Genomic DNA, 26,011 nt, shown 5'->3' with positions numbered 1-26,011 from the left:
CTCCCGCTTGGTGATGCGTCGTTTCAATGAGCGAAACGATCCACAGAGATTCTGACAGACAACTCGTACAGTTTGCTCAGTTTGACAACAGGGAGGGTTTGCTGTGAAAAGCCTTGGAATTCACTGTAGGTGGCATGTCCGAGGGAGTAGCGCCTTCGGTCGCCGATCACACCGATTCGCGGCTGCTGCCGTGGTCATCGTCGCGGTTAGCGTTGTCAGCTTCAATTCGGCCGAAACCGCCGACGCCAAGCCAAAACCGCCGGCCGGGGTGAATGACTACTACGGCTGCATCAGTGACCAGATCCAACAGGTCAAGAAGAAGAATGGCGGCAGCTACACAGCGAGGGACATGTATAACGCTCGATTCGATTGCTGCATCACGCTTGGAGGCACGTCTAACCCAGGGCCGGATGCCAACGATCCTCTGATTGGCGCGACATGCACATTGCCTGACGGGTCCGTCGCACGCCCCGACGATCAGTCTTCCGGAGGTCCGCCTCTACCGGGAGCGACGGTGGTACTGCCTCCCGGCGTCGACACACGCGCTGGGATTCAGTAGCGAATCAGGGAAGGCGCCAGTCGATCGGCTCGGCGCCCATCTTCTCAAGCAATTCGTTGGCTCGGCTGAAGGGTCGCGAGCCGAAGAACCCGCGCGATGCCGAGAGCGGCGACGGATGCGGCGACTCGATCGCCACGCAGTCTTCACCCTCGAGCCATGGCTTCAGCGTGGATGCGTCGCGGCCCCACAACACCGCAACCAGCGGCTGCTGACGGGCAACCAGCGCCCGGATCGCACATTCGGTCACGGCCTCCCACCCCTTGCCGCGATGCGACGCCGGAGTACCAGGCCGCACGGTGAGCACTCTGTTCAGCAGCATCACGCCCCGCTGCGCCCACGGCGACAGGTCGCCGTTGGCAGGCGGCGGAAACCCCAGGTCCTTGCCGTACTCGGCGAAGATGTTGTCCAGGCTGCGCGGCAGCGGCCGCACGTCGGGCGCGACCGAGAAGCTCAACCCGACGGCATGGCCCGGTGTCGGGTACGGATCCTGCCCGACGATCAGCACCCGCACCTGGTCGAACGGAAAGGTGAAGGCGCGCAACACGTTCGGACCTTCAGGCAGGTAGCGGTGGCCCGCCGCGATCTCAGCACGCAGAAACTCGCCCATCGCCGCGACGTTCGGCGCGACCGGCTCCAGCGCGGCGGCCCAGCCCTCTTCGACGAGTTCGGTCAGCGGACGTGCGGTCATGACTCGTCAACCTAGCGTGCGCGGGGGTCGCTCAGAACGACTGCCAACCCGTGTCGCCGTGCCATTGCTCACCATCCAGCAGAACGCGGGGTGCACCGCCCAGCACGCTGCCGATCGTGGCCCAGCCGGTCGGCGGTTCGCCGGAAAACGTCGCCACCAACGCGTGGTCCTCACCCCCGGCAAGCACCCACGCCCAGGGGTCCATCGCCGTCGCGGCGGCTGCGGCCGAGAGTGCGTCACGGTATGACCCAAGCGCATCACCCGACAGATCGATGCCGACCCCCGAGGCTTTCGCAATGTGTCCGAGGTCGGCGACGAGGCCGTCGGAGATGTCGGTCATCGCGGTGGCGCCGGCTTCGGCGGCGACGCGACCCTGCCCGTACGGTGGCTCGGGCACGAGATGACGACGGCGCAAGGCCTCGAAGCTCTCAATGCCGTTGCGCAGCAACGCATATCCGGCAGCAGACCAGCCGAGGTCGCCCACCACCGCGACTGTGTCACCGACGGAAGCTCCGTCGAGCCGTACCGCTGCACGCCCTGCCAGATCCCCCAGCGCGGTCACCGAGATCACCCACTGCGGAGCGCTCACCAGATCACCACCGACAATGCCTGCGCCGAGCAGCCCTGCCTCGTGCCACATACCGTCGGCCAGTTCGACCGCCAGCTGTGTCGGCGTATCACCGGGCGCGCCGAAGGCGACGACGAAAGCGGTGGTGGTAGCGCCCATCGCCTCGATGTCGGCGGCGTTCTGAGCGATCGCCTTTCGCCCGATCTCGTGCGGGGAGGACCAGTCCAGCCGGAAATGTTTTCCCTCGACCAGCATGTCGGTGGAGACCACCACGCGGGCATCGGTAGCGCTGACAACCGCCGCGTCGTCTCCTGGGCCCAACTGCACCGTTTCGGGCTGACGCCTGCCCGCGACCAACCGGTCGATGACGGCGAACTCCCCCACGCCGGCCAGGGTCTCGGCCTCGTCGCTCGCCATGTCACCTCCCCGGGGCTGCGGTACGTTTGGGCCCTGCGGCCAGCAGTCTATGCAGCGAGATGGAGGGGAACCGGGTGGTCGAGGCTTTCATGCTGATCCAGACCGAGGTGGGCCGCGCCGAGGTCGTCGCCAAGCAACTCGCCGCGCTGCCTGGCGTGTTGTCCTCGGAATACGTCACCGGCCCCTACGACGTGGTGGCCCGAATCGGCGCCGACACCCTGGCCGACCTGCAGGCCGACATCGTTCCAAGCGTGCAGCAGGTCACCGGCATCACCCGCACGCTGACCTGCCCGATCGCCAACGGGGTCGGCCCTTAGAGTTTGGGCCGTGGATGCCGAGACCCGCGACGGGCCCCCGCGGGCGCTACTGATCGCGGCGCTGGTGGTTGCGGTCGGGACGATGGTCGGCATCCTCGTCGTCGCCGCGCTGCGGCAGTCGCCGCCCGGCCAGCAGCCCGTCGCGATCGCATCGGTGCCCGCACCCAAGGGTGACAGCGCCGAATGCCGAACGCTTCTAGGCGCGCTTCCGGGCCAACTGGGTGACTATCGTCGTGCCCCGGCGCTACAGCCTGCGCCAGCAGGGGCGGCTGCCTGGACGGCGGGCGGCGAAGCGGTGATTCTGCGCTGCGGCCTTGACCGGCCTGCCGAGTTCGTCGTCGGCTCTCCCCTCCAAGTGGTCGACGCCGTGCAGTGGTTCGAGCTGGCCGATCAAGGCCGCAGCACATGGTTCGCCGTTGACCGGTCGGTGTATGTAGCGCTGACTCTGCCGCAGGGCTCCGGACCGACACCGATACAGGAGATCTCGGACGTCATCGCAAAAGCATTGCCCGCGAAGCCGATTGATCCCGCACCGGCGCGGTAGTACGTGCCTAAAGTCGGCAGGCGAAGTCGTTCAGCGGCTGATCAAGTTCCAGCACAATGTAATCGAAGTTGTCACTGGACTGCTCGCCGAACAGTTCGGCGGGCGACCGCACTTGTCGCAGACGGCATAGCGGCTCGTGACCGTCATTCGACGTTATGATTCGACGCGGTGTCGTCGTGCCGAAGTCCGAATCTCCGCCTACGACCGTGGTAGGAGGCCGGTATCGACCGCAGCATGATGTACGGCGGCCGCGAATCCTTCTACGATGGCACGATGCTGGGTGCGGTGATGCGCCACGTGCGCGATACTCTGCGCAAACGGGGTGAGCTGATTCCGCTTGGCTACAACTGGCCGTTCGTCATCGCCATCGACGTCACCCTGGTCACCACCGTGGTCATCGCAACGCTGCAGCGGCCCGCTGCCGATCTGCTGGTGGGGCTGCTCGGCGTCACGGTGGCCCTCTTCCCATTCGCGCTGTTCTTCGTCTTCGGCGTCAAGTGGGTAGCCGATGTGGTCGGCATTGCTTGGACGGCATCGGCCGCGATCCTCCTGTTCGCCACGGCGACACCGGTTCCGACCGACTTCGCCCCGCTGATACTTGCGCTGATGATCGGCGAGGTCGGAGCCATCTCGACGGCCGTCGCGGGTTTCATTGCCACCGCATCGGCCACCGCTCTGCTGCTTCTCGCCTCGGCGCTCGACCGCCTCGACTCGGTTGCCCTGTACCTCGGCATCGTCGGAATGGCCTGGCTGGTCGGCTATCTCATGCGCACTCAGCAGCAGTTGCTGCTCGAACAGCAGCAGGCGCAGGCACAGTTGGCCGAGCACGCCGCAGCCGATGAGCGCAGACGCATTGCCCGCGAAGTACACGATGTCATCGCCCACTCTTTGTCGGTCACGCTTCTTCATGTCACCGGTGCACGGCGCGGGCTGCAACAGGACCGCGACGTCGACGATGCGGTCGAGGCGCTCGAACAAGCCGAGCAGCTTGGTCGGCAGGCAATGTCGGACATCCGTCGCACTGTTGGGCTACTCGACGGCGCTCCGATGAAGCTGGCTCCCGAACCCACCGTGGCCGACATCAGCGGCCTCGTCGACGATTTCGTTCGCGCGGGTCTGGCGATCGATCTCGACATCGACGGGCGACTAGACCGCGTCTCGGCCGCTATCGGGCTGGCGCTGTATCGCATCACGCAGGAATCGTTGGCCAACATCGCCAAGCACTCCCCTGATTCGCGGTCCACGGTGAGGTTGGCCATCGCACGCGCGTCGGCGACGCTGACCATCGCGAATCGACTGCCCGCACCTGTGGTCGCCACGAGTGCCTGTGAAGGACGGGGCCTTCGGGGCATGCGGCAACGCGTTGAGCTACTCGGCGGCACCATCGACATCGGGCCGTCCGACGACGGCTGGCTGGTACGCGCCGACATTCCGCTGCCCGACGCCGACTCCGTGCACTTTCCGCCGTGGTGTACCCGGTGAACGACGACCCATTCGACGTCGCAGTGCTGCTGGTCGACGATCAGGATCTGGTGCGCTCCGGCCTGCGCCGAATCCTGCGCCGCAAGGACGGTTTCACGATCGTCGCCGAATGCTCCGACGGCGACGAAGTGTCCGACGCCGTCGCGAAGCACCGACCCGACGTCGTCGTGATGGATCTGCGGATGAAACGCGTCGGCGGCATCGAAGCGACGGGCAGATTGGCGGCCGACGGCGGTCCGCCGGTGCTCGCGCTGACCACCTTCAACGACGACGAGTTGTTGTCGGGCGCATTGCGTGCCGGCGCGGCCGGCTTCGTGCTCAAGGACTCGTCGGCCGAGGAACTCATCCGCGCCGTCCGAGCGGTCGCGCGCGGTGACAGCTATTTGGACCCGGCGGTCACCGCGCGCGTACTCGCCACCTACCGCAACGCGGCAGCGCCCTCACCCGCCAAGCCGGTCGCGGATGTCACCGCACGCGAACTCGACGTGTTGACGCTGATTGCGAAGGGGTGCTCCAACGCCGAGATCGCCGACGCGTTGGGCATTTCCAACGTCACCGTGAAGAGCCACATCGGCCGCATCTTCGTCAAGCTCGATCTGCGCGACCGCGCCGCGGCGATCGTGTACGCCTACGACCATGGCATCGTCACGCCGCGCTGAGCTTCACAGTCGCGACATTTCGCGCGCCATCGCGGCGTCCTCGATGAACGGTTCCCGATGTCCGTGCACAGGACCGGGCTTTGGCGGGCGCGGGGCGCTGCGGAAGGCGTGCGTGACAAGGCGGGCCACTTCGGCCAGCCAGCGTCGAATGTTGGTGTGCGGTACCGGCGTAGCGATTGCCCATGTCATGCTTTGACGCTAGAAAATCGGCACCGGACACACATCGTGCCCAAGTCCGGTCTTTGGTGTCCTACGGCGGTAGGAGCCGCTGCCGCCTACGGCAGGATGTTCAGCGCAGGCCGGTGCCGCGCCGCAGTGCCGTTTCGACCATGGTGGTCAACAGCGTCGGATAGTCGATGCCGCTGGCCGCCCACATCCGCGGGTACATCGAGATGGTGGTGAAGCCGGGCATGGTGTTGATCTCGTTCACCACCGGCCCCTCGTCGGTCAGGAAGAAGTCGACGCGTGCCAGGCCCTGGCAATCAACGGCGTTGAAGGCCCGAATAGCCAACTGCCGCACCGTGTCTGCCAGCTCGTCATCGATCTTGGCGGGCACGTCGAGCTCTGCGGCGTCGTCGAGGTACTTGGTCTCGAAATCGTAGAAGCCATCCTCACGGCCGCGCACGCCCGCGACCCGAATCTCGCCCACCGTGCTGGCCTCGATTCTGCTGTCGGGGAATTCCAGTACGCCGCACTCCAATTCGCGCCCCGGTATGGCCGCTTCGACGATCACCTTCGGATCATGCCTGCGGGCCAACTCAATTGCGGCGGGCAGCTGGTCCCACGCCGTGACGCGGCTGACACCGATGGACGAGCCGCCGCGTGCGGGTTTGACGAACACCGGCAGTCCGAGCCGCTCGCGGTCCTCGAGTTCGACGGTGTCCTGGCGCGGCCGCAGCACGACATGCTTGCCGACCGGCAGTCCCTCGGCCAGCAGCAGCTTCTTGGTGAATTCCTTGTCCATTCCCGTCGCGCTGGCCAGGACACCCGCTCCGACATACGGCACACCGGCGAGCTCGAGCAACCCCTGGATGGTGCCGTCCTCTCCATACGGGCCGTGCAGGACGGGAAACACCACGTCGACCGCTTCGAGCATCTCGCCACCCTGACCGAGGGACAGCAGCTGACCGCCGCGAACCGGGTCGGCGGGCAACGCCAATTCGGCGCCTGATGCCGCACTGACCTCGGGCAGCCGGCCGTCGGTGATCGCGAGCGTTTCGGGGCGACCGTCGGTCAGCACCCACGATCCGCCGGGCGTGATGCCCACCGCGACCACCTCGAACCGTTCGGGGTCGAGGTTGCGCAGGATGCTGCCAGCGGAAACGCACGATATCGCGTGCTCGGAGCTGCGCCCGCCGTACACGACAGCGACGCGGATGCGTCCGGTTGGACCGGACTGGTGGGCAGTCACAACCTAGAGAGGCTACCGCTCTGGCCCACGCACGCATGATGCAGCGCTCCGACCTGGCCGAATCTGAGCTTGTGTGCGAGATCTCGCGAATTTTTCGACCACACGCTCAGGTTGGGGCGGTTGCGCTACCGCAGCGCTTCCTCGAAATCGGCGATCAGGTCGTCGGTGTCCTCGATGCCTAGCGAGATGCGGGCGAACCCGTCGCTGACCGCATCTCCCCAGCGGGCGCGCCTGTCCACCGACGTGTGGATTCCGCCGAAACTGGTCGACGCGATCACCAGCGCGCTGCGCTCGACCAGCGTGCGCACGGCCGCGGCATCTTCGAGTTCCACTGCGACGAGCCCGCCGTAGCGTTTCATCTGCTGCGTGGCGATCGGATGCGACGGATCGTCGGGCAGACCTGGATACCGCACGGACTTCACTGCAGGATGCGCGCGCAGCATCACCGCGAGCGCCTGCGCGTTCTGGCATTGCCGCTCGAACCTCAGCCCCGCGCTGCCGAGGCTGCGCAACATCAGCCACGCCTCGAACGCACCGAGTATGGGTCCGGCGAGCAGCCGGTCGCGTTCGAGGGCCTGCATCAAATCGGGTTGGCTGCCCGCGACATAGCCGGCGAGTAAATCACTGTGCCCCGAAAGGGCTTTCGTTGCGCTGGCCACCACGAGATCGGCGCCCAAGGACAGTGGCTGCTGGCCGAGCGGCGTGGCGGTGGTGTTGTCGACGATCAACGTGGCGCCGCGGCCGCGGCAGTTCATCGCGAGATGGTGCAGATCGACGACATCCAATTCGGGGTTGGACGGCGTCTCCGCCAACACCACGTCGGCGTCCGCAGCGGCCTCGCACATGTTAGTGGTGGGCGCTTCGACCACCGTAACGCCCTGCGGTGCAAGGTATTCCGCGGCATAGCGGCGGACTTGGTAATAGCCGTCGGCGGGCACCACCAGTTTGGTGCCGGGTTTGGCGAGCACGCGCAGCGCCGAGGTGATCGCCGCCATCCCGGATGCGAACGTCAACGCCGTTGCCGCGCCTTCCAGTTCGGACAGTGCCGATTCCAATTGGCGCCAAGTCGGATTGGAACTGCGACCGTAACTATCCAGTGATTCGGTCTCGTCGGGCGACAGGTGATATGCCGAAGCCGGCACAGGCGGCGGTGTGACTGGACTGCCAGGAATCGCTTCCGAGCCAACGGCTTTGACGCTGCGGGTGGAATCGCCGTACGTGCCGTCCATGAATCTACTCCGGCTTCGTGCTGCGCCCCAGCAGCAGGGCGACCGCCTCGTCGACCGACAACCCTTTGTGGCAGACGCGCTGCACCGCATCGGTCAGCGGCATCTCGACGTCGTAACTTTCCGCAAGCGCGAGCACCGACTCGCACGAGGTGACGCCCTCTGCGATGTGGCCGCCCGCGGCCGCCAGCGCCGACTCCATGGTGCCGCCCCTGCCCAGGCGCTCGCCGAACGAACGGTTGCGTGAATGCGGGGACGTGCACGTGGCCACCAGGTCCCCGACACCGGCAAGGCCGGCCATGGTTGCGGGTTTGGCGCCCAACGCGATTCCCAGCCGCATGATCTCGGCGAGGCCGCGCGTGATGATCGCCGCCGCGGTGTTCTCCCCCAGTCCGACACCGGCGGCCATGCCGCATGCCAACGCGATGACGTTCTTGCATGCACCGCCGACTTCGGCACCGATCACGTCGGCATTGGTGTACGGACGGAAGTACCCGGTCGACAGCGCCCGCTGCAGCGTCACCGCCCTGCCCGAGTCGCTGCACGCGACAACGGTGGCCGCTGGTTGTTCTTCGGCGATTTCGCTTGCCAGGTTCGGGCCGGTGATCGCAGCGACGCGCGATGGGTCAGCTCCTGTCACCTGCACGATGACCTGGCTCATCCTCATCAAGGTATCCAGCTCGATGCCTTTGGCCAGGCTCACCAACGTGACGTCGTCGCCGATCAGCTCTCGCCAGCTCGTGAGGTTGGTCCGCATCGTCTGCGACGGCACCGCGAACAACACCGTGCAGGCGCCGGCCAGCGCGTCGGCCGGATCGCTGGTCGCGCGGATTGACTTCGGCAGCTCCGTATCACCTAGATAGGAGGTGTTGCGTTGTGTGTCGTTGATCTCGTCGGCCAATTCGGGACGACGCGCCCACAATCTGACGTTGTTACCTGCATCAGCCAGCACCTTCGCCAGTGCAGTCCCCCATGCACCGGCCCCCATCACCGCCGCCTCGACCACCGCTTCACATTAGTTGACCGGTCGAGGGGGCTGGCAGGATGGCGCTCATGAGCGGCACCGGAACCGGCGACGTCGCAGATGTGGCGCTGGTGATCGCCGTCAAGCGATTGACTGCGGCCAAGACCCGCCTGGCCCCTGTCTTCTCGGCGGCGACCCGCGAGAACGTGGTCCTGGCGATGCTCATCGACACCATCACCGCCGCCTCGGCCGTTCCCGCGTTGCGCTCCATCACCGTCGTCACCCCCGACGAGGTTGCCGCGGCCGCCGCGCGAGCGCTTGGCGCACGCGTGCTCGTCGACCCGACCCCGGAGGGGCACCCCAATCCGTTGAACAACGCCCTGGCGGCAGCCGAAAGCGCGGCCCGGCTCGAGACACCGAATGTCGTTGCGCTGCAAGGTGATTTGCCGGCCCTGCAGACGCAGGAGCTCGCGGAGGCGATCGCCGCGGCCCGTGGCTACCCGAGAAGCTTCGTCGGGGACCGGCACGGCACCGGAACCAGTGCGCTGTTTGCCTTCGGAGTCGGACTCGACCCTCAATTCGGCCCTGATTCGGCTCAGCGTCATCGACATTCAGGAGCCATCGAGCTGACCGGTGCGTGGCCGGGCCTGCGGTGTGACATCGATACCCCCGACGACCTGCTGATGGCCCGCCGCCTCGGCGTCGGCACCGCAACGGCGCAGGCCATCGGCCGCCCGAGATGAACAGCAGGCGACGGGATGCACCACGGCGGTAGCCGGGTAGCTGCTCAATAAGGAATCATCGGAAACATGACAGAAGCCGAAGCCCAGATCCGACCCGACGGCGCGGACTTGGTCGACTCGGCGCCAGAGGCACCACCGGCTGCCACGTCACCGGCCGTTGAGAACCCGCTGCCCGACGACAGGTACCTCAACCGCGAGTTGAGCTGGCTCGACTTCAACGCCCGGGTGCTTGCACTCGCGGCCGACACCTCGTTACCGCTGCTCGAACGAGCGAAGTTCCTGGCGATCTTCGCGTCGAACCTCGACGAGTTCTATATGGTGCGCGTCGCCGGCCTGAAGCGTCGCGACGAGATGGGGCTTTCGGTGCGATCAGCCGACGGCCTGTCACCGCGCGAGCAGTTGCGGCGCATCAACGAGCGCACCCAGCAGATCGCCAACCGGCATGCGCATGTGTTCCTCGACTCCGTGCGACCAGCGCTGGCCGACGAAGGCGTTGTCATCGTGACGTGGAACGAACTCGACGACGACGAACGGTCGCGGCTGTCGACCTACTTCCACGAACAGGTTTTCCCGGTGTTGACGCCGTTGGCCGTCGACCCGGCGCACCCGTTCCCGTTCGTCAGCGGGCTGAGCTTGAACCTCGCCATCACCGTCAAACATCCCGACGACGGTGGGCAGCACTTCGCGCGGGTCAAGGTACCCGACAACGTCGACCGGTTCGTGGAACTCGCACGCCGCGAAGGCAGTTCCGACGTCGTGCGATTCCTGCCGATGGAAGAGTTGATCGCCGCGTTCCTGTCGGTGCTCTTCCCTGGCTTGGATGTCGTCGAGCATCACGCGTTCCGTATCACGCGCAACGCAGATTTCGAGGTCGAAGAGGATCGCGACGAGGACCTACTGCAGGCGCTCGAGCGAGAACTGGCGCGGCGCCGCTTTGGGTCGCCCGTTCGTCTCGAGGTGTCCGACGACATGACCGAGAGCATGCTCGAGTTGCTGTTGCGCGAACTCGACGTCGACCCTGGCGATGTGATCGAAGTGCCTGGGCTGCTCGACTTGTCGTCGCTGTGGCAGATCTACGGCGTCGACCGCCCCGCGCTCAAGGATCCGCCATTCGTACCCGCGACACCGCCGGCCTTCGGTGAACGCGAAACACCCAAGAGCATCTTCTCCACGCTTCGCGACGGCGATGTGCTGGTGCATCACCCGTATGACTCGTTCTCCACCACGGTGCAGCGATTCATCGAGCAGGCCGCGGCCGATCCCAACGTGTTGGCGATCAAGCAGACGCTGTACCGCACCTCCGGTGACTCACCGATCGTCAACGCGCTCATCGATGCGGCGGAGGCCGGCAAGCAAGTTGTTGCACTCGTTGAGATCAAGGCCCGCTTCGACGAGCAGGCCAACATCAAGTGGGCCCGCGCGTTGGAACAGGCGGGCGTGCACGTGGTCTACGGCTTGATCGGACTCAAGACGCACTGCAAGACGTGCTTGGTGGTGCGGCGCGAAGGCTCGACCATCCGGCGGTACTGCCACATCGGCACGGGCAACTACAACCCGAAAACCGCGCGACTATATGAAGATGTCGGCTTGCTGACCGCCGCACCCGACATCGGCGCCGACCTCACCGATCTGTTCAACTCGCTGACGGGTTACTCCCGCAAGGAGTCCTACCGCAACCTGATGGTGGCGCCGTACGGGGTGCGCAAGGGCATCATCGAACGCATCGAGCGAGAAATCGCCGCCACCCGTGACGGCGCGGAGGGCCGCATTCGGATGAAGGCCAACGCGTTGGTCGACGAGCAGGTGATCGATGCGCTGTATCGCGCTTCTCAGGCGGGTGTGAAAGTAGAAGTGGTGGTGCGCGGCATCTGCGCGCTGAAGCCAGGCGCGCAGGGATACTCGGACAACATCGTCGTTCGCTCGATTCTCGGCCGATTCCTCGAACACTCGCGGATTATTCACTTCCGCGCCATCGACGAGTTCTGGATCGGCAGCGCCGACATGATGCATCGTAATCTCGACCGGCGTGTCGAAGTCATGGCTCAGGTGAAGGATCCGAGGCTGACCGCTCAACTGGACGAGGTGTTCGACTCCACGATGGATCCCGCGACACGATGCTGGGAACTCGGTGCCGACGGGCACTGGACAGCGTTGCCGAGTGCGGGCGAGACCGTACGCGACCATCAGGTTTCGCTGATGGAACGCCACCGACATCCGTGACCGAACAGACCAGCATGACGGCCCGTCGGGCCCGGATGACCTGCAGGAGTTGAGGTGCCGAAGGAACTGTCATCGGGTGCTGTCCCGGTGAGCAAGGCTGTTCTCGCAGCCGGTGCGGTGCTGTGGCGGCACAACGGCGACCCGTCGGCGCCAGAAGTGGCGATCATCCACCGCCCCCGCTACGACGACTGGTCACTGCCCAAGGGCAAGGTCGATCCCGGCGAGACCGAACCCGTGACGGCCGTGCGGGAAGTACACGAGGAAACCGGTTATGCGTCGATCCTCGGCAGGCGACTCGCCGCGGTCAGCTATCCCGTCGAGCAGGGCACCAAAAAGGTGCGGTACTGGGCGGCGCGCAGAGTCGACGGGGAGTTCAGTCCGAACGCCGAAGTCGACGAACTCAAGTGGCTTCCCGTCGCCGAGGCATTGAAGCACCTGGAGTATCCACACGATCGAAAAGTCTTGCGCCGCTTCGCAAAACAACCCGTCGATACCAAGACCGTGTTGATCGTGAGGCATGGGACTGCCGGCAGCAAGTCGCGGTACAAGGGCGACGACAGGAAGCGACCGCTGGACAAGCACGGCCGCGCACAGGCCGAGTCGTTGGTCGGTGTGCTGCTGTCGTTCGGCGCCGATACGCTCTACGCCGCCGACCGCGCCCGGTGCCATCAGACGCTTGAACCGCTCGCCGAAGAACTCGGCGCCACGATCGCCGGCGAGCCCGCGTTGACCGAAGAGGCATACGCTGACAATCGAAAAGCGGCCAGACACCGGATCCTCGAAATCGCGGCGGCCGGTGGGACGCCCGTCATCTGCACCCAGGGCAAGGTGATTCCCGATCTGATCGCATGGTGGTGCGAGCGGGACGGAGTCCGCCCTGACAAGTCGCGCAATCGCAAAGGCAGCACGTGGGTGATGTCATTGACCGATGACCGCTTGATCGCCGCCGACCATATCGGCAGCCCGCTGGCCTCTAAGAAGTAGTGCCCTGCTGAGTTAGAGCCAAAGTCCGCGACGTTCCGCTGAACTCACCACACACAGACACGCCGCGGGCCAGGTGACCCACGGCGTGCCCGATGACGAAATTTAGCGACGGCCGCGCTTGGCCGGAGCCTTCTTCGCTGCCTTCTTGACTGCGGCCTTCTTGACAGCCTTCTTGGCGGCGGTCCGCTTCACTGCCTTCTTCGCGGCAGTACGCTTCACGGCCTTCTTGGCTGCGGTCCGCTTTACTGCCTTCTTGACGGCAGTCCGCTTCACGGCCTTCTTGACTGCGGCCTTCTTGACGGCCTTCTTCGCGGCAGTACGCTTCACGGCCTTCTTGACTGCGGCCCGCTTCACTGCCTTCTTAACGGCCGCCCTCTTCACGGCCTTGCGGGCGCCGCCCGCGGTTGCGCCACGTTTCACTGCTGGTCCTTCCGCCGGGAGTTTTTGTGCGCCAGAGATAACCGCTTTGAACTGAGCGCCGGGCCTGAAGGCCGGCACGGATGTTGGCTTGACTTTCACGGTCTCGCCGGTACGCGGGTTGCGCGCGACACGAGCGGCACGACGGCGCTGTTCGAAAACACCGAAGCCGGTAATGGTGACGCTGTCACCCTTTTGAACCGCACGCACGATGGTGTCGACGACGTTCTCCACCGCATCGGTTGCCGACCGACGATCCGAGCCCAATTTCTCCGTGAGTACGTCGATGAGCTCCGCTTTGTTCATGCAAAACCTCCGAAACCAGTGGTCCTCTTTGGACCGACTAGAGGACACGGTAAACCCAATGACCACTGATTTCCAAGAGCCACGCGCAATTTCAAGCGAAACTAGCGAACTTTCTTGCCCCCCTTGGACTCCTGTCGAGGGCCCCGAGAAGCGGGTGAAAGGCGGCGATTTCGGCTCGCCGGAGCCATTGAGTCACGCGGGCAGAGTGCGCGGTTTCCAGTTCGGCCGACGCGCTTCGTAGGTCTCGATTTCATCGAGTTTCCGCAGCGTAAGACCTATATCGTCAAGACCCTCGAGCAATCGCCAGGCGGTGTAATCGTCAATCTTGAACGGCACCATGACCGTTCCCGCGACGATATTCCGATCTTGAAGGTTCACAGTGATTTCCACCCCCGGCTGCTCCTCAATGAGCTTCCACAGGAGTTCCACATCATCTTGCGCTACTTCGGCCGCCAACAGTCCCGCCTTGCCCGCGTTGCCGCGAAAAATATCGGCGAATCGCGATGAGATGACCACCCTGAAACCGAAGTCCATCAGCGCCCAGACCGCATGTTCGCGTGACGAGCCGGTGCCGAAATCGGGTCCGGCCACCAACACTGAGCCCTTGTCGAAAGGCGGCAGATTGAGCACGAAAGACGGATCGTTACGCCAGGCCGCGAATAGGCCGTCCTCGAAACCTGTTCGGGTGACCCGCTTCAAATAGACGGCGGGGATGATTTGGTCGGTATCCACATTCGACCGGCGCAGTGGAACGCCGATACCTTTGTGCGTGCGAAACGCTTGCATGACGATCTCCTATTACTGAGTCAGGTCGGCAGGGGACGACAGCTTGCCGCGCACCGCAGTGGCTGCAGCGACTGCAGGCGACACCAGATGGGTGCGACCACCCTTGCCTTGCCTGCCTTCGAAATTTCGGTTCGATGTCGACGCGCAACGTTCACCGGGCGACAGCTGGTCTGGATTCATTCCAAGACACATGGAGCAACCGGCTTGGCGCCATTCCGCGCCTGCCGCGGTGAAGATCTCCCCGAGCCCCTCTGATTCGGCTTGTGCGCGCACACGCATCGAACCGGGCACAATCAGCATCCGCACCCCGTCGGCCACCTTGCGTCCGCGCAGAACGTCGGCGACGACGCGCAGATCCTCGATCCTGCCGTTGGTGCACGACCCGACGAAAACTGCGTCCACCGCGATGTCACGCATCGCCGTGCCGGGACGAAGATCCATGTACGCCAACGCTTTTTCGGCCGATTGCCGTTCAGATTCGTCGAACATCAGCTCCGGGTCCGGGACCGAATCCGACAACGGAACACCCTGTCCTGGGTTGGTACCCCACGTGACGAAGGGGCTCAGCGTGGCCGCATCGAGATACACCTCGGTGTCGAATTCAGCGCCTTCGTCGGTGCGCAATGCCAGCCATGCGGCGACCGCTGCGTCCCATTCCGCACCCTTCGGTGCATGCGGGCGGCCGCGCAAGAATTCGAACGTGGTTTCGTCCGGTGCCACCATGCCGGCGCGCGCGCCGGCTTCGATGCTCATGTTGCAGATCGTCATCCTGCCCTCCATCGAGAGCGATTCGATGGCGCTGCCGCGGTATTCGATGACGTGGCCCTGTCCCCCACCGGTGCCGATTTTCGCGATCACCGCGAGAATGATGTCCTTCGCGCTCACTCCGGGCGGCAGTTGGCCGTCCACATTGACGGCCATGGTCTTGAATGGCCGCAGTGCAAGGGTCTGTGTTGCGAACACGTGCTCGACCTCGGATGTGCCGATGCCCATCGCGAGTGCACCGAATGCGCCGTGCGTCGACGTGTGGCTGTCACCGCACACCACTGTCATGCCGGGCTGCGTCAGTCCCAACTGCGGACCGATGATGTGCACGATTCCTTGTTCGGCGTCGCCCATCGGATGCAACCGGATGCCGAACTCTTCGCAATTTCGACGCAGCGTCTCGACCTGTGTCCGCGATATCGGGTCGGCGATCGGTTTATCGATGTCGACCGTCGGCACATTGTGGTCTTCGGTGGCGATCGTCAGGTCGGGCCTGCGCACCGTGCGGCCGGCCAGCCGGAGCCCGTCGAAGGCCTGCGGGCTCGTCACCTCGTGAATGAGGTGCAGATCGATGTAGATCAAGTCGGGCTCGCGGCCCGCGCCTTCGCCTGCTCCATGGGCGACGACGTGGTCCGCCCACACCTTTTCTGCCATCGTGCGCGGCGTGTGGACACTGGTCATACTTGACTATCTCACAATCTAGGACGTTAGTATCTCCTTGTGAGACAGGATAGCGGCATCGGCGTGCTGGACAAAGCGGTGGGTGTGCTGCACGCGGTGGCTGAATCGCCGTGCGGGCTGGCCGAGCTGGTCGAGCGCACGGGCCTGCCACGCGCGACCGCGCATCGGCTGGCCGCAGGCCTGGAGGTGCACCGACTGCTGAGTCGCAACGGCGACGGCCTCTGGCGGCTCGGCCCAGGGCTGACCGAATTGGCGGGACAGGTGAACGACCCACTGCTGGCCGCAGGCGCCGTCGTGCTGCCGCGGCTGCGGGAAATCACCGGCGAGAGCGTGCAGCTTTACCGCCGCGAGGGCACCGCCCGGATTTGTGTTGCCGCACTGGAACCGCCTGCGGGGCTTCGCGATACGGTTCCGGTGGGTGCCCGGCTGCCGATGACGGCCGGGTCGGGCGCCAAAGTGCTACTGGCATACGCCGACGCGGCGACCCAGCAGGCGGTGCTGCCCGCAGCGATGTTCACCGATCGCGCTCTTGCCGAAGTTCGCAAGCGCGGGTGGGCGCAAAGCGCCGCCGAACGCGAACCAGGCGTTGCAAGCGTGTCGGCCCCTGTGCGCGATGGCCGCGGCACGGTGATCGCCGCAGTCTCGGTGTCCGGGCCGATCGACAGGATGGGACGCAGGCCCGGCGCCCGCTGGGCGGCCGACCTGTTGGCAGCCGCGGACGCGCTGACCCGCCGCCTTTGAATTGAATTCAACTGGCGCCGATCGCCAAAATCGGCCCTCTACCCGGCCATTTACGGTAGCGTCAGCTACGCGGACCACAACGGCGATGGCCCACTCGCCGGGTTGGAGGCGGGGCGATGACCGTATGCAATCGCAGAACTCTTCGCGCCCTCGGCATCCGTCTGCTGATCGCCGCGATGTCCGCCGCGGTCGTTGCCGTTGCCGCCCAACAAGTCCCGCCAAAATCTGTGGCGCGCAATGTCGTTGAGACGGCAAGCATTGTTGAGGCACCGAGCGTTGTCGGCATCGCAGACTCGAACCTGTACAACCAGTCACAGGCCGACATCGACCGAACCCTCGACACCCTTCAAGCGATGGGCGTGCAAAACGTTCGAATCGTCATCCCGTGGGCAGGCGTGCAACCGCTCAACTTGCCGTTCTACAACTGGGTCAACGTCGATCGAATGGTCAATGCGGCGTCCGCGCGCAACATGGGTGTGTTGGCCGTCCTCAATTCCACGCCGGCATGGGCCAGCGACAGATATTTGAGCGGGCATCCCGACCCCAACGATTTCGCGGAATTCGCAGGCTTGGTCGCTGACCGGTACCAAGGCGACATCGCGGCTTACGAGGTCTGGAACGAACCGAACGCGATCACGTTTTGGAACCCCGTCGATCCGGTGGCCTACACCGAACTGCTGAAAGCGGGCTACACCGCGATCAAGGCGGAGGATCCCAACGCGGTAGTCGTCGGCGGCGTGGTTGCGTCGCTTTTCACCGCAGGCAACGTCACGATCAACCCGCAGGATTTCATCGCCGCGATGTATGACGCAGGCGCCAAGGGCTACTTCGATGCGATCTCATTCCATCCGTATCACTTCTCGTTGGAGTTCTCCGAGGGCAACAACCATCCGCTGTCGGCCGAGCAGCAGGTCGAAGAGATGCGGCAGGTCATGCTCGAGCACGGTGACGGTGCCTTGAAGATCTGGGCGACCGAATACGGCATGCCGACCTCTGCGCTTTCGACCGGTGAGGTCGTGACCGAAGAACAGCAGGCGGCGTTCATCGAGGATTTTCTGCACGCCTGGCAGAACGTGGACGGCGCGGGTCCTGCCTTCATCTATACCTTCCGCGATTCGTTCAGCGGCGATCCGGACATTCAGAAGAACTTCGGCATCTTCTATACCGACTGGACGCCGAAGCTCGCCGCTCAAGTCATCGCGCAGTTCGCCGGAGGTCAGCTCCCGGAACGCCCGGACCGCCCGCTCATTGACGCGGCGTTGGCGATCACGCGTGCGATCGTCAACGCGGCGTCCCGCGTGATCCACGCGGGCGCCCAATTGTTCGCCGCCGCAGTCGATGCGACGGTCAAGGTGATCGCCGGATTGGTCGATCTGGGTGTCCGCGTGGTGAAGGGTTTGGCCACCGCGACGGTTGCAGTGATTTCCGGTGTGGTCGACGCGATCGGCCGTGTCATCGACTCGATAGGCGATCGCGTCAGACCCGACGACGCCGTGTCCCCCGCCACGACAGCGCTGCACGTCCCCACCGCTATGACCGCGGATACGGCCAAAGTATCCGTCCCCACGCAGCGCCATGCGTCTTCGGCAGCCAAGCCGGATTCGAGTACGAACATCGCCGATACCAAACCGGCAGCGGTAGAAGGAGATAACGACTCCGGCACCCCCAAAGCCGATGCCAATGCCAATGCCGACACAACCGACACTGCTGGCTCGAAGCCCGATCGCGATGCTGTCGACAAGCCGGCCGACAAAGTAGCGGCTGCACCGAAGGAGGACCCGACGCCGAAGAAGGGCGCGGAGTCATCAGCCAACGCGACCGACACGATGACCGCGAACGACAACGTGACGAAGCCGAACGATCGGGACGCCGAGCAGGGCACCAAAGATCCGATAAAGCAGCCCTGAACCCGGCTCTCAGCGGAGACACAGCGACAGCTGTTCGGCTGTGTCGACTCGCGGGAGGGCCTATCGTTTTCCGCTAAGCCAGGCGATACTTCAGCTTGGGGGCACGCACCACAGATCTGATGGGGGTCAGAATCTTTGTCGTCGCAATCATCTCGGTGGATTGCCACCGCACGCCTGCTGCGGCGTGCCGGCTTCGGCGCGACCGGGCCGCAGATCGACGCGGTTGCGAATCAGGATTGGTCGATCTACCTCGACCAGGCGTTGGGCCTCGATCCCGATGCCGACCCAGGAGCAGTGGCCACACCGCGTCCGATGCCCGTCACCCCTGACATGCCCGACGACAACGCGGGCGACGCCGCGTTCAACGAGTTCAGCAGCACCCTGTCGGATCAAATGACCGAGTTGACGTCGTGGTGGGTGCGGCGGATGGCCGCGGTGAACGAACCGATACACGAGAAGCTCACTCTGGTGTGGCACAACCACTTCGCGACCTCGGCGCAGAAGGTGCCTGCCGCCGAATGGATGGGACACCAGAACCAGAAGCTGCGCACGCTCAAACTCGGCGATTTCCGCACGCTGGCCTACGCAATGCTGACCGACGCGGCAATGCTGTTCTGGCTGGACGGCGTTCGAAACAGCGCAGGCGCGGCCAACGAGAACCTGTCGCGTGAGTTCATGGAGCTCTTCACCCTCGGACACGGAAACGGTTACACAGAACGCGATGTCAAGGAAGGCGCCCGCGCACTAACCGGCTGGTTCATCGGTCCCGGCGGCAAGGCCGACATCTCACCCACCCATCACGACAGCACGCCGAAGACAGTCATGGGTGTGGCAGGCGATCTCGACGAAGCCAATTTCTGCGACATCGTTCTCGGCCACCCGAAGTCAGCGCAGTTCGTCGCCGCCAAACTGTGGCGAATGCTCGCCTCCGACACCGATCCGTCCACGGCGACGCTCGACCGCCTCGTGTCGGCCTATGGCCAAGGGCGCGATCTCAAAGCTTTGACGAAGGCGATCCTGCTCGACCCCGAATTCTCCGACCGCGCAGGCACCGTGGTGAACACCCCGATCGAATGGCTGATCGGCGTCATCCGTTCGCTCAAGGCGCCCATCGATGATCCCGATCTGCTAGACGCCATCGTCGTCGCGCTGACGGTGATGGGTCAGCGGCCCTTCTATCCGCCGAACGTCGGTGGTTGGCCCAGCGGCCAGGCGTGGCTGTCGACCAGCAGTATCTCGGCGCGGGCGTGGGCCGCCGACAAGTTCACCAAATCCGGTGACCTGTCTGTCGTTGAGCAATCCGCTCGGGGTGACCGCGTCGACGCCGTGGGGTATCTGCTCGGGATCGGCGCGTGGACCGATCGGACTGCGGCCGCACTCAAGCCTCTTGTCAACGATCCGCAGCAGTTGGTAGCCGCCGCGGTCAACACACCCGAATACCTGACGTCGTAACGAGATTCGATGGCCGAGTTCAACCGCAGGAAGTTTCTGATCGCCAGCGCCGGAGCAGGCGCGGTGGGAGTGTTGGGCGGGGTGGGTGCGCTGACTCTTCCGGACCTGCTGCACCGCACTCAAAATCAGCCGCCGCTCGCGGCCGACAGCGGCATCCTCGTGATCGTCACACTGTACGGCGGCAACGACGGACTGAGCACGTTGATTCCCTACGCGGACAATGCCTATCACGACGCAAGACCCGAACTGTCTTATGCGCCCGGCGAAGTCCTGCACCTAGACGGTCAACTGGGTCTGAATCCGGCGCTACCAGGGCTGAATTCGTTATGGTCGGAAAACCAGCTCGCGATCGTGCGAGGCGTGGGATATCCGAAACAGGACCGCAGCCATTTCCGGTCGATGGACATCTGGCAGACAGCGTCTGTCGACGAGCCCGTGAAGACGGGGTGGATCGGCCGCTGGCTGGATGCGACGGGCGACGATCCCCTGCGCGCGGTCAATGTCGGAGCCGTGCTGGCGCCGTTGGGAATTGGGCAAAAACACGTGTCGGCAGCCCTCTCCAACTGGGTGCCGCCAGTGCCCGACGACATCGCCAAAACGCTGGAGGCGCTGAGCAAGGACGACCCGAGGGACACCGCGGCGATGGCCGCAGTGTGCGAGGCGTACCGGGCCAACAGCAAGACGACACCCGAGTTCGCACGGGTCGTCAAGGGCGCGACCCCTGGTGCCGAAACGACGGGCAGCGGTAACGCACAGACATTGGCGGCCGACCTCGATCTGGTGGCCACCTGCATCAAGGCCGGGGTGCCGTCGCGGGTGTACATGGTTTCCCTTGGCGATTTCGACACCCATGCCGACGAGCGTGCCGCACACCAGTCACTGCTGAAGGTTCTCGACGACGGCCTGACCACCTTCCTGCAGCACATGAGAAGCAGCAGCTTCGGCAAGAACGTGGTCGTCATGGCCTACTCGGAGTTCGGGCGGCGGGTAGCGGCCAATGCGTCTGCGGGCACCGACCACGGCACGTCGGGACCGGTCTTCATCGCAGGCGCACACGTCAAGGGTGGCTTCTACGGCGACGAGCCCAGCCTGACCGACCTCGACGACGGGGACCTGAAGACGACGACCGACTTCCGCGACATCTACCACGAGCTGCTGCACAAGACGCTGCGCGCAGATCCGGAGCGGGTGGTCGGTTCTGGCAGAAAAGACATCGGATTCCTGTGAAGAATCCGATTTTGTAGCCCCGATGGGATTCGAACCCACGCTACCGCCGTGAGAGGGCGGCGTCCTAGGCCGCTAGACGACGGGGCCAGAACCGGATTGCCAGCATAACGCACGGGGTTACGCGGACCTAATCCGTTACAGACGCTGGGGTACCAGGACTCGAACCTAGAATGGCTGAACCAGAATCAGCTGTGTTGCCAATTACACCATACCCCATTGGCTGCCTATAACCGCAGGTCACAGGCTGTTTTCGGACCGGCCAAGCGGAGAGATGCTCCCGCCGCCTGTTGTATCGGGCCGACGTGCAGACTACCAAAGATTTCAGGCTGTCTTTTCACGCCTCCGCCGTGGCGGCGGCCGCCGCGTGGTCTCTGCCCGCGCGCAGCCGCTGCAGGCTGCGATCGCGGCCGAGCAGTTCCAGCGACTCGAACAACGGTGGGCTGATCGACGCGCCCGTTGCGGCCACCCGGATCGGACCGAAGGCCTTTCGCGGCTTGAGCGCCAAGTTCTCCAACAGCGCCACCTTGAGCGCAATTTCGATCTTGGCCGTGGTCCATTCCCCGACGTCCTCTAGCGCTGCGATCGCTGCGTCGAGCACCGGGGCCGCATCACCGCGCAGTTCCTTGCCTGCGGCCTTCTCATCGAGCTGGTATTCGCCGTCGTTGAGGAACTTCAGCAGATCCCACGCATCGCCGAGCACGACAATTCGCGTCTGCACCAGACTGGCCGCCTCTGCGAACTGCGCGGTGTCCAGACCGGTCTCGTGACCGTGAGCTAGGAAATACGCGCCAAGGCGTTCGGCGAAATCGTCCTCACTGAGCAGCCGGATGTGTTCGGCGTTGATCGCGTCGGCCTTCTTCTGGTCGAAACGCGCGGGGTTGGAGTTGACGTTGACGACGTCGAATGCGGCGACCATCTCGTCGAGGCTGAACACGTCGCGATCCTCGGCGATGCCCCAGCCGAGCAATGCCAAGTAGTTCAGCAGACCCTCGGGGATGAAGCCGCGCTCGCGGTGCAGGAACAGATTCGACTGCGGATCACGCTTGGACAGCTTCTTGTTGCCCTCGCCGAGAACGCTTGGCAGATGCGCGAACTCAGGAACACGCTCGGCCACGCCGATGCGGATCAGCGCCTGGTACAGCGCGATCTGACGCGGCGTCGACGGCAACAGATCTTCACCGCGCAGCACATGCGTGATTTTCATGAGTGCATCGTCGACCGGATTGACCAAGGTGTACAACGGATCTCCGCTGGCGCGCGTCAGCGCGAAATCCGGAACGGTCCCCGCGGCGAAGGTGGTGTCGCCACGCACGAGGTCGTGCCAGGTGATGTCTTCGTCGGGCATTCGCAACCGCACGACGGGAGCGCGTCCCTCGGCGACGAACCTTGCCCGTTGCTCATCGGTGAGGGTTCGGTCGAAGTTGTCGTAGCCGAGCTTGGGATTTCGGCCTGCGGCGATATGCCGGGCCTCGACCTCCCCCGGCGTCGAGAACGCCTCGTAGGCTTCGCCGGCATCAAGCAGTCGCTGCACGATGTCGCGGTAGACGTCACTGCGCTCGGACTGCCGGTACGGCGCATACGGGCCGCCGATATCCGGACCCTCGTCGTAGTTCAGTCCCAGCCAGCTCAGCGCGTCCAGCAACGCCAAATAGCTTTCTTCGCTGTCCCGTTCGGCGTCGGTGTCCTCCAGCCGGAACACGAACGAGCCACCAGTGTGGCGCGCGTACGCCCAATTGAACAACGCGGTGCGGATCAACCCGACGTGCGGCGTGCCGGTGGGCGACGGGCAGAACCTTACCCTTACGGTCATCACTTTCCTTTGCGCACAACAGGATTGCTCAGCGTCCCGATGCCCTCGATGGTAACGCTGACGGTGTCGCCGTCCTCGATCGGCCCGACACCCTCCGGTGTTCCGGTGAGGATGAGATCGCCGGGCAGCAGAGTCATCACCGCCGAGATCCACTCCACGATTGCGCCGATGTCATGAATCATCAGCGACGTTCGGCTGTGCTGCTTGACCTCACCGTTGACCTCGGTGCGCAGATCCAGATCGGTCGGGTCGAGATCGGTGACGATCCACGGGCCGATCGGGCAGAAGGTGTCATAGCCCTTCGCGCGGGTCCACTGGCCGTCCTTCTTCTGTTGATCCCGCGCGGTGACGTCGTTGCCGATCGTGTATCCGAGGATGTTCTCGGCGGCCCGCGCCGCGGGAACGTCCTTGCACGGGCGCCCGATGACCACGGCCAGTTCGCCTTCGAAGTGCACGGGGTCGGCGTCGGCCGGCATCTGAATCGGCACGTTCGGACCGATGATCGACGTGTTGGGCTTCATGAAGATCACGGGATCGGGGAAGTCGCCGCCGCCCATCTCTGCGACGTGGGCGGCATAGTTCTTGCCGATGCAGACCACCTTGCTCGCCAGAATCGGCGCCAGCAGACGCACATCGGCGAGCGGCCATTGACGACCCGTGAAGTTGGGCGACCCGAAGGGGTGCTCCGCGATTTCCCTGACGACCGCCTCTGCCGGGTCGTCGATGGGTCCTTCGATGCTGACGAAAGCAACTCCGTCGGGGCTGGCGATTCGACCAAGGCGCATGGTCCCAGCCTAGTGGCCGTGGTCGCGACGCCCGCCTGCGGTCGTCGTCTCACCATCTGGAAAGATGGTTCAGCATTCTGAGACAGCTGTGCGACGATGATCGCGTGTCCATCGAGACGATCAGCACAGTGCGGCGCTGGTCGATGCTGGCCATCGCGCTGGGTGCGACGTTGTTCGCGAACGTGTTCATCAACGGGGCGGCCTTCCTCATCCCGACGCTGCACACCGAACTCGGGCTGGATCTGGCGAAGGCCGGCCTCCTCTCGTCGATGCCGAGCTTCGGCATGGTGGCGACGCTGATCGCATGGGGTTACCTCGTCGACAGGGTCGGCGAGCGGATCGTGCTGGCGCTGGGTTCGGCGCTGACGGCAGCCGCGGCGTTCGCAGCGGCGTCGGTGCACTCACTCGTCGCGGTCGGCGCGTTTCTGTTGCTCGGCGGCATGGCGGCGGCAAGCAGCAACTCTGCTAGCGGCCGGCTGGTGGTCGGATGGTTCCCACCGGAGCAGCGCGGCCTGGTGATGGGCATCCGGCAGACGGCACAGCCGCTGGGAGTCGGGTTGGGAGCGTTGGTGATTCCGCGTCTTGCGGAAAGCCACGGTGTCTCCGTGGCGTTGCTTTTCCCAGCAGTGGTGTGCGCGGCGTCGGCGGTGGTGTGCGCCGTCGCGGTGATCGATCCGCCACGGCCACCGCGGCACGAGGCCGACGAAGCCGATCTGGCCAACCCCTATCGGGGCTCATCGGTGTTGTGGCGCATTCATGCCGTGTCGTGCTTGTTGGTGGCGCCGCAGGTGGTGGTGTGGACGTTCACGTTGGTGTGGCTGATGGCCGACCGCGGTTGGTCGGCCGCGTCGGCGGGCGCGATGGTGACAGGCGCGCAGATACTCGGTGCCGGTGGACGAATCGCCGCGGGCCGCTGGTCGGACGTGGTTGGCTCGCGACTGCGACCGATCCGCGCCATCGCGCTGGCGGCTGCTGCGGCTATGGGCCTGTTGGCCCTTACCGACTGGCTGCACTCCCCCGTCAGCGTCGCGGTGATGGTGCTCGCTTCGGTGATCACCGTGTCCGACAACGGCTTAGCGTTCACCGCGATCGCGGAGATCGCCGGGCCGTTTTGGAGTGGTCGCGCTCTCGGCACCCAGAACACCAGCCAGTTGCTGACGGCCGGCGTTGCGCCTCCGTTGTTCGGCGCATTGATCGGCGCCGCGGGATATCCCGTCGCCTTTGCCGTGTGCGCGGTTTTCCCCCTCGTTGCGATACCACTCGTCCCTGTCGATCAGCGACGAGCGAAGGCACGCTGAACGCCGCCTGAGAGTTACCTGGATGCACCCCGCGTTAGGCGCTTTTGTCGCAAGGGATTACAAATCGGCGTTTTAGGCTACTAACTAAAGTCGTTGTCCCGCTTCGCTATTTGACGTCCAGGTAAGGAGAGGATCGGTATGAACGTGTCCGTTCCAGCTGTGTTCGCAGCCGGGTTGGCCACTGCAGGAGTCAGTGTCGCGCTCGCCGTGCCCGCCGCGGCCGCGCCGTCGAGCACGACAAACTCCACCGCGTCGAGCCAACACGTCGTCCGCAATTCCGCCAAAGCGACGCCGAACGGCGGCACTTCGCACAAACCGGCGGCATCGTCGTCATCAACGAAAACCGCGTCTGCACCGGGTTCGGCGCCCACATCCAACAAACGGGTCTTGTCGTCCGACCCAGGCACGCCGGTCGCCGTCAAGCACCATTGGGGCACACATCACGGCCACGGGCTCTTCTAGCCCGCCGGTTACGCGCTCGACTGCCGCGGAAGGATCAGCAGTGCGGCAACAAGAAAGCACAGCGCCCCGACGAAGGTGCCGACGTTCGCGAGCAGCGCATCCTCGGTGACCCCCGATTTCGTGACGAAGGCGGCTAAGGCGGATACGCCGAACGCGAGGCAGCCGATCATGTTGATCCACTCCGCCTGCCAGTCTCGGGATTTCAGCTCGAAGATCCCCACGACCGCGGTCACTGCGACGACCCCGAGCGCGCCGCTCACCAGAAAAGCCAGCGATCCGACAAAGTCCGGCGCCCACACCAAACGTCGCTCCGGCTTCACGGCGTGAGCCCACAACGAGGCCCCGGTGCTGATGTTGAACAGGATCGTCCCGGCGAATTGCGCGGCCGCCGAGAGCCATCCGATGCGCAGCGCCGGCCCGGACAGCACCAACTGCATCCACCCCGCGGTGGTGAAAAACCAGGAGCCGACGAAACACAACAGGTTGACGAGCCCCGCACCTGCGACGGCGGACACCCCCGGCAACGTGGCGATCGCGAACAATGTCGAACCGACCGCGAACAGCCAGCACTGCCGAGACAGTGTCGCCACTT

Annotated in this window: 26 protein-coding genes and 2 tRNA genes; 13 read left to right on the top strand and 15 right to left on the bottom strand. The window is 64.8% G+C overall.

What is annotated here, in order from left to right:
- Positions 1-190: 190 nt before the first annotated feature.
- On the top strand, positions 191-559 hold the full coding sequence (locus tag J3E61_RS20290; RefSeq protein WP_210084741.1) for a hypothetical protein: 369 nt from the start codon (positions 191-193) through the stop codon (positions 557-559).
- Positions 560-563: 4 nt separating this feature from the next.
- Here J3E61_RS20290 and J3E61_RS20285 read toward each other — a convergent pair whose 3' ends face one another.
- Positions 564-1,247, bottom strand: a complete 684-nt coding sequence (locus tag J3E61_RS20285) for a uracil-DNA glycosylase (RefSeq protein ID WP_210084740.1) — start codon at positions 1,245-1,247, stop codon at positions 564-566.
- A 31-nt stretch (positions 1,248-1,278) separates the two neighbouring features.
- The gene (locus J3E61_RS20280; RefSeq protein WP_210084739.1) at positions 1,279-2,232 is read right to left on the bottom strand and encodes a thiamine-phosphate kinase; all 954 of its coding nucleotides are present in this window, start codon (positions 2,230-2,232) and stop codon (positions 1,279-1,281) included.
- 74 nt (positions 2,233-2,306) lie between these two features.
- On the opposite strand from J3E61_RS20280, the gene J3E61_RS20275 reads away from it, so the two are divergent.
- The 4 genes from J3E61_RS20275 to J3E61_RS20260 all read left to right on the top strand — a co-directional run bounded on the left by J3E61_RS20275 (position 2,307) and on the right by J3E61_RS20260 (position 5,234).
- Entirely contained in the window at positions 2,307-2,549 is a 243-nt protein-coding gene (locus tag J3E61_RS20275) for an Lrp/AsnC ligand binding domain-containing protein (RefSeq protein WP_192721252.1), read from the top strand.
- A gap of 10 nt (positions 2,550-2,559) precedes the next feature.
- Entirely contained in the window at positions 2,560-3,093 is a 534-nt protein-coding gene (locus tag J3E61_RS20270) for a DUF3515 domain-containing protein (RefSeq protein WP_210084738.1), read from the top strand.
- Between the two features lie 273 nt (positions 3,094-3,366).
- A complete protein-coding gene (locus tag J3E61_RS20265) occupies positions 3,367-4,575 on the top strand; it encodes a two-component sensor histidine kinase (protein WP_210085638.1) in 1,209 nt (402 codons plus the stop codon).
- Entirely contained in the window at positions 4,572-5,234 is a 663-nt protein-coding gene (locus J3E61_RS20260) for a response regulator transcription factor (RefSeq protein WP_210084737.1), read from the top strand. Before J3E61_RS20265 ends, J3E61_RS20260 begins: the two co-directional genes overlap by 4 nt.
- Positions 5,235-5,237: 3 nt before the next feature.
- Here J3E61_RS20260 and J3E61_RS20255 read toward each other — a convergent pair whose 3' ends face one another.
- The 4 genes from J3E61_RS20255 to J3E61_RS20240 all read right to left on the bottom strand — a co-directional run bounded on the left by J3E61_RS20255 (position 5,238) and on the right by J3E61_RS20240 (position 8,859).
- Complete coding sequence (locus tag J3E61_RS20255; RefSeq protein ID WP_210084736.1) at positions 5,238-5,423, bottom strand: hypothetical protein; 186 nt, start codon at positions 5,421-5,423, stop codon at positions 5,238-5,240.
- Between the two features lie 100 nt (positions 5,424-5,523).
- Positions 5,524-6,645 carry a D-alanine--D-alanine ligase gene (locus tag J3E61_RS20250; protein ID WP_210084735.1) on the bottom strand — a complete coding sequence of 374 codons (1,122 nt, stop codon included), beginning with the start codon at positions 6,643-6,645 and terminating at the stop codon, positions 5,524-5,526.
- Between the two features lie 125 nt (positions 6,646-6,770).
- A complete protein-coding gene (locus J3E61_RS20245; protein ID WP_210084734.1) occupies positions 6,771-7,874 on the bottom strand; it encodes a cystathionine gamma-lyase in 1,104 nt (367 codons plus the stop codon).
- A 4-nt stretch (positions 7,875-7,878) separates the two neighbouring features.
- Positions 7,879-8,859 carry an NAD(P)-dependent glycerol-3-phosphate dehydrogenase gene (locus J3E61_RS20240; protein ID WP_210085637.1) on the bottom strand — a complete coding sequence of 327 codons (981 nt, stop codon included), beginning with the start codon at positions 8,857-8,859 and terminating at the stop codon, positions 7,879-7,881.
- A gap of 56 nt (positions 8,860-8,915) precedes the next feature.
- Between J3E61_RS20240 and cofC the strand changes: the two genes are divergently transcribed.
- The 3 genes from cofC (at position 8,916) to J3E61_RS20225 (ending at position 12,782) form a co-directional block, all read left to right on the top strand.
- Positions 8,916-9,578: a 2-phospho-L-lactate guanylyltransferase gene (cofC, locus tag J3E61_RS20235; RefSeq protein WP_210084733.1), complete on the top strand. Its 663-nt coding sequence runs from the start codon at positions 8,916-8,918 to the stop codon at positions 9,576-9,578.
- 66 nt (positions 9,579-9,644) lie between these two features.
- On the top strand, positions 9,645-11,798 hold the full coding sequence (locus J3E61_RS20230) for an RNA degradosome polyphosphate kinase (protein ID WP_192721259.1): 2,154 nt from the start codon (positions 9,645-9,647) through the stop codon (positions 11,796-11,798).
- Between the two features lie 54 nt (positions 11,799-11,852).
- Positions 11,853-12,782, top strand: coding sequence for an NUDIX hydrolase (locus tag J3E61_RS20225; RefSeq protein ID WP_210084732.1), 930 nt, complete (start codon positions 11,853-11,855; stop codon positions 12,780-12,782).
- 102 nt (positions 12,783-12,884) lie between these two features.
- Here the strand turns inward: J3E61_RS20225 and J3E61_RS20220 are convergent, their stop codons facing one another.
- The 3 genes from J3E61_RS20220 to leuC form a co-directional block, all read right to left on the bottom strand.
- Positions 12,885-13,505 (bottom strand): HU family DNA-binding protein, encoded by a 621-nt coding sequence (locus J3E61_RS20220; RefSeq protein WP_192721261.1) that lies wholly within the window; start codon positions 13,503-13,505, stop codon positions 12,885-12,887.
- Between the two features lie 192 nt (positions 13,506-13,697).
- Positions 13,698-14,291: a 3-isopropylmalate dehydratase small subunit gene (leuD, locus tag J3E61_RS20215; protein ID WP_210084731.1), complete on the bottom strand. Its 594-nt coding sequence runs from the start codon at positions 14,289-14,291 to the stop codon at positions 13,698-13,700.
- A gap of 12 nt (positions 14,292-14,303) precedes the next feature.
- Positions 14,304-15,737 (bottom strand): 3-isopropylmalate dehydratase large subunit, encoded by a 1,434-nt coding sequence (leuC, locus tag J3E61_RS20210; protein ID WP_210084730.1) that lies wholly within the window; start codon positions 15,735-15,737, stop codon positions 14,304-14,306.
- Positions 15,738-15,776: 39 nt separating this feature from the next.
- On the opposite strand from leuC, the gene J3E61_RS20205 reads away from it, so the two are divergent.
- From J3E61_RS20205 to J3E61_RS20190, 4 genes are all read left to right on the top strand, one after another.
- Positions 15,777-16,478 (top strand): helix-turn-helix domain-containing protein, encoded by a 702-nt coding sequence (locus J3E61_RS20205; RefSeq protein ID WP_192721264.1) that lies wholly within the window; start codon positions 15,777-15,779, stop codon positions 16,476-16,478.
- Between the two features lie 116 nt (positions 16,479-16,594).
- Positions 16,595-18,385, top strand: a complete 1,791-nt coding sequence (locus J3E61_RS20200) for a cellulase family glycosylhydrolase (protein WP_210084729.1) — start codon at positions 16,595-16,597, stop codon at positions 18,383-18,385.
- A gap of 135 nt (positions 18,386-18,520) precedes the next feature.
- Positions 18,521-19,837: a DUF1800 domain-containing protein gene (locus J3E61_RS20195; protein WP_210084728.1), complete on the top strand. Its 1,317-nt coding sequence runs from the start codon at positions 18,521-18,523 to the stop codon at positions 19,835-19,837.
- 9 nt (positions 19,838-19,846) lie between these two features.
- Positions 19,847-21,064: a DUF1501 domain-containing protein gene (locus tag J3E61_RS20190; RefSeq protein WP_210084727.1), complete on the top strand. Its 1,218-nt coding sequence runs from the start codon at positions 19,847-19,849 to the stop codon at positions 21,062-21,064.
- A gap of 14 nt (positions 21,065-21,078) precedes the next feature.
- On the opposite strand, the gene J3E61_RS20185 is transcribed toward J3E61_RS20190, so the two are convergent.
- The 4 genes from J3E61_RS20185 to J3E61_RS20170 all read right to left on the bottom strand — a co-directional run bounded on the left by J3E61_RS20185 (position 21,079) and on the right by J3E61_RS20170 (position 23,659).
- Positions 21,079-21,151: transfer RNA gene (locus J3E61_RS20185), tRNA-Glu, on the bottom strand.
- 57 nt (positions 21,152-21,208) lie between these two features.
- A tRNA-Gln gene (locus J3E61_RS20180) sits at positions 21,209-21,280 on the bottom strand.
- Positions 21,281-21,398: 118 nt separating this feature from the next.
- Complete coding sequence (locus J3E61_RS20175; protein ID WP_210084726.1) at positions 21,399-22,874, bottom strand: glutamate--tRNA ligase; 1,476 nt, start codon at positions 22,872-22,874, stop codon at positions 21,399-21,401.
- Positions 22,874-23,659, bottom strand: coding sequence for a fumarylacetoacetate hydrolase family protein (locus tag J3E61_RS20170; protein WP_192721269.1), 786 nt, complete (start codon positions 23,657-23,659; stop codon positions 22,874-22,876). Before J3E61_RS20170 ends, J3E61_RS20175 begins: the two co-directional genes overlap by 1 nt.
- Before the next feature lie 104 nt (positions 23,660-23,763).
- Between J3E61_RS20170 and J3E61_RS20165 the strand changes: the two genes are divergently transcribed.
- A complete protein-coding gene (locus J3E61_RS20165; protein ID WP_210084725.1) occupies positions 23,764-24,957 on the top strand; it encodes an MFS transporter in 1,194 nt (397 codons plus the stop codon).
- 80 nt (positions 24,958-25,037) lie between these two features.
- On the opposite strand, the gene J3E61_RS20160 is transcribed toward J3E61_RS20165, so the two are convergent.
- Together J3E61_RS20160 and J3E61_RS20155 are read right to left on the bottom strand one after the other, a co-directional pair.
- On the bottom strand, positions 25,038-25,379 hold the full coding sequence (locus J3E61_RS20160; protein WP_210084724.1) for a hypothetical protein: 342 nt from the start codon (positions 25,377-25,379) through the stop codon (positions 25,038-25,040).
- A gap of 48 nt (positions 25,380-25,427) precedes the next feature.
- The gene (locus J3E61_RS20155; RefSeq protein ID WP_192721272.1) at positions 25,428-26,009 is read right to left on the bottom strand and encodes a hypothetical protein; all 582 of its coding nucleotides are present in this window, start codon (positions 26,007-26,009) and stop codon (positions 25,428-25,430) included.
- Between the last annotated feature and the right edge of the window lie 2 nt (positions 26,010-26,011).

It is taken from the genome of Mycobacterium sp. OAE908 (genome assembly GCF_017872775.1).
Lineage (GTDB): Bacteria > Actinomycetota > Actinomycetes > Mycobacteriales > Mycobacteriaceae > Mycobacterium.
Note: the sequence above shows the minus strand (reverse complement) of the source record. Positions and strands in the feature narration are given on the sequence as shown.

Bases quoted from the DNA above. Each gene is read 5' to 3' on its own strand.
- leuD (WP_210084731.1), bottom strand. From the start codon at position 14,291: ATGCAAGCGTTTCGCACGCACAAAGGTATCGGCGTTCCACTGCGCCGG.
- cofC (WP_210084733.1), top strand. From the start codon at position 8,916: ATGGCGCTCATGAGCGGCACCGGAACCGGCGACGTCGCAGATGTGGCG.
- J3E61_RS20265 (WP_210085638.1), top strand. From the start codon at position 3,367: ATGCTGGGTGCGGTGATGCGCCACGTGCGCGATACTCTGCGCAAACGG.
- J3E61_RS20255 (WP_210084736.1), bottom strand. From the start codon at position 5,423: ATGACATGGGCAATCGCTACGCCGGTACCGCACACCAACATTCGACGC.
- J3E61_RS20230 (WP_192721259.1), top strand. From the start codon at position 9,645: ATGACAGAAGCCGAAGCCCAGATCCGACCCGACGGCGCGGACTTGGTC.
- J3E61_RS20170 (WP_192721269.1), bottom strand. From the start codon at position 23,659: ATGCGCCTTGGTCGAATCGCCAGCCCCGACGGAGTTGCTTTCGTCAGC.
- J3E61_RS20190 (WP_210084727.1), top strand. From the start codon at position 19,847: ATGGCCGAGTTCAACCGCAGGAAGTTTCTGATCGCCAGCGCCGGAGCA.
- J3E61_RS20200 (WP_210084729.1), top strand. From the start codon at position 16,595: ATGACCGTATGCAATCGCAGAACTCTTCGCGCCCTCGGCATCCGTCTG.
- leuC (WP_210084730.1), bottom strand. From the start codon at position 15,737: ATGACCAGTGTCCACACGCCGCGCACGATGGCAGAAAAGGTGTGGGCG.
- J3E61_RS20245 (WP_210084734.1), bottom strand. From the start codon at position 7,874: ATGGACGGCACGTACGGCGATTCCACCCGCAGCGTCAAAGCCGTTGGC.
- J3E61_RS20285 (WP_210084740.1), bottom strand. From the start codon at position 1,247: ATGACCGCACGTCCGCTGACCGAACTCGTCGAAGAGGGCTGGGCCGCC.
- J3E61_RS20175 (WP_210084726.1), bottom strand. From the start codon at position 22,874: ATGACCGTAAGGGTAAGGTTCTGCCCGTCGCCCACCGGCACGCCGCAC.
- J3E61_RS20220 (WP_192721261.1), bottom strand. From the start codon at position 13,505: ATGAACAAAGCGGAGCTCATCGACGTACTCACGGAGAAATTGGGCTCG.
- J3E61_RS20240 (WP_210085637.1), bottom strand. From the start codon at position 8,859: ATGGGGGCCGGTGCATGGGGGACTGCACTGGCGAAGGTGCTGGCTGAT.
- J3E61_RS20280 (WP_210084739.1), bottom strand. From the start codon at position 2,232: ATGGCGAGCGACGAGGCCGAGACCCTGGCCGGCGTGGGGGAGTTCGCC.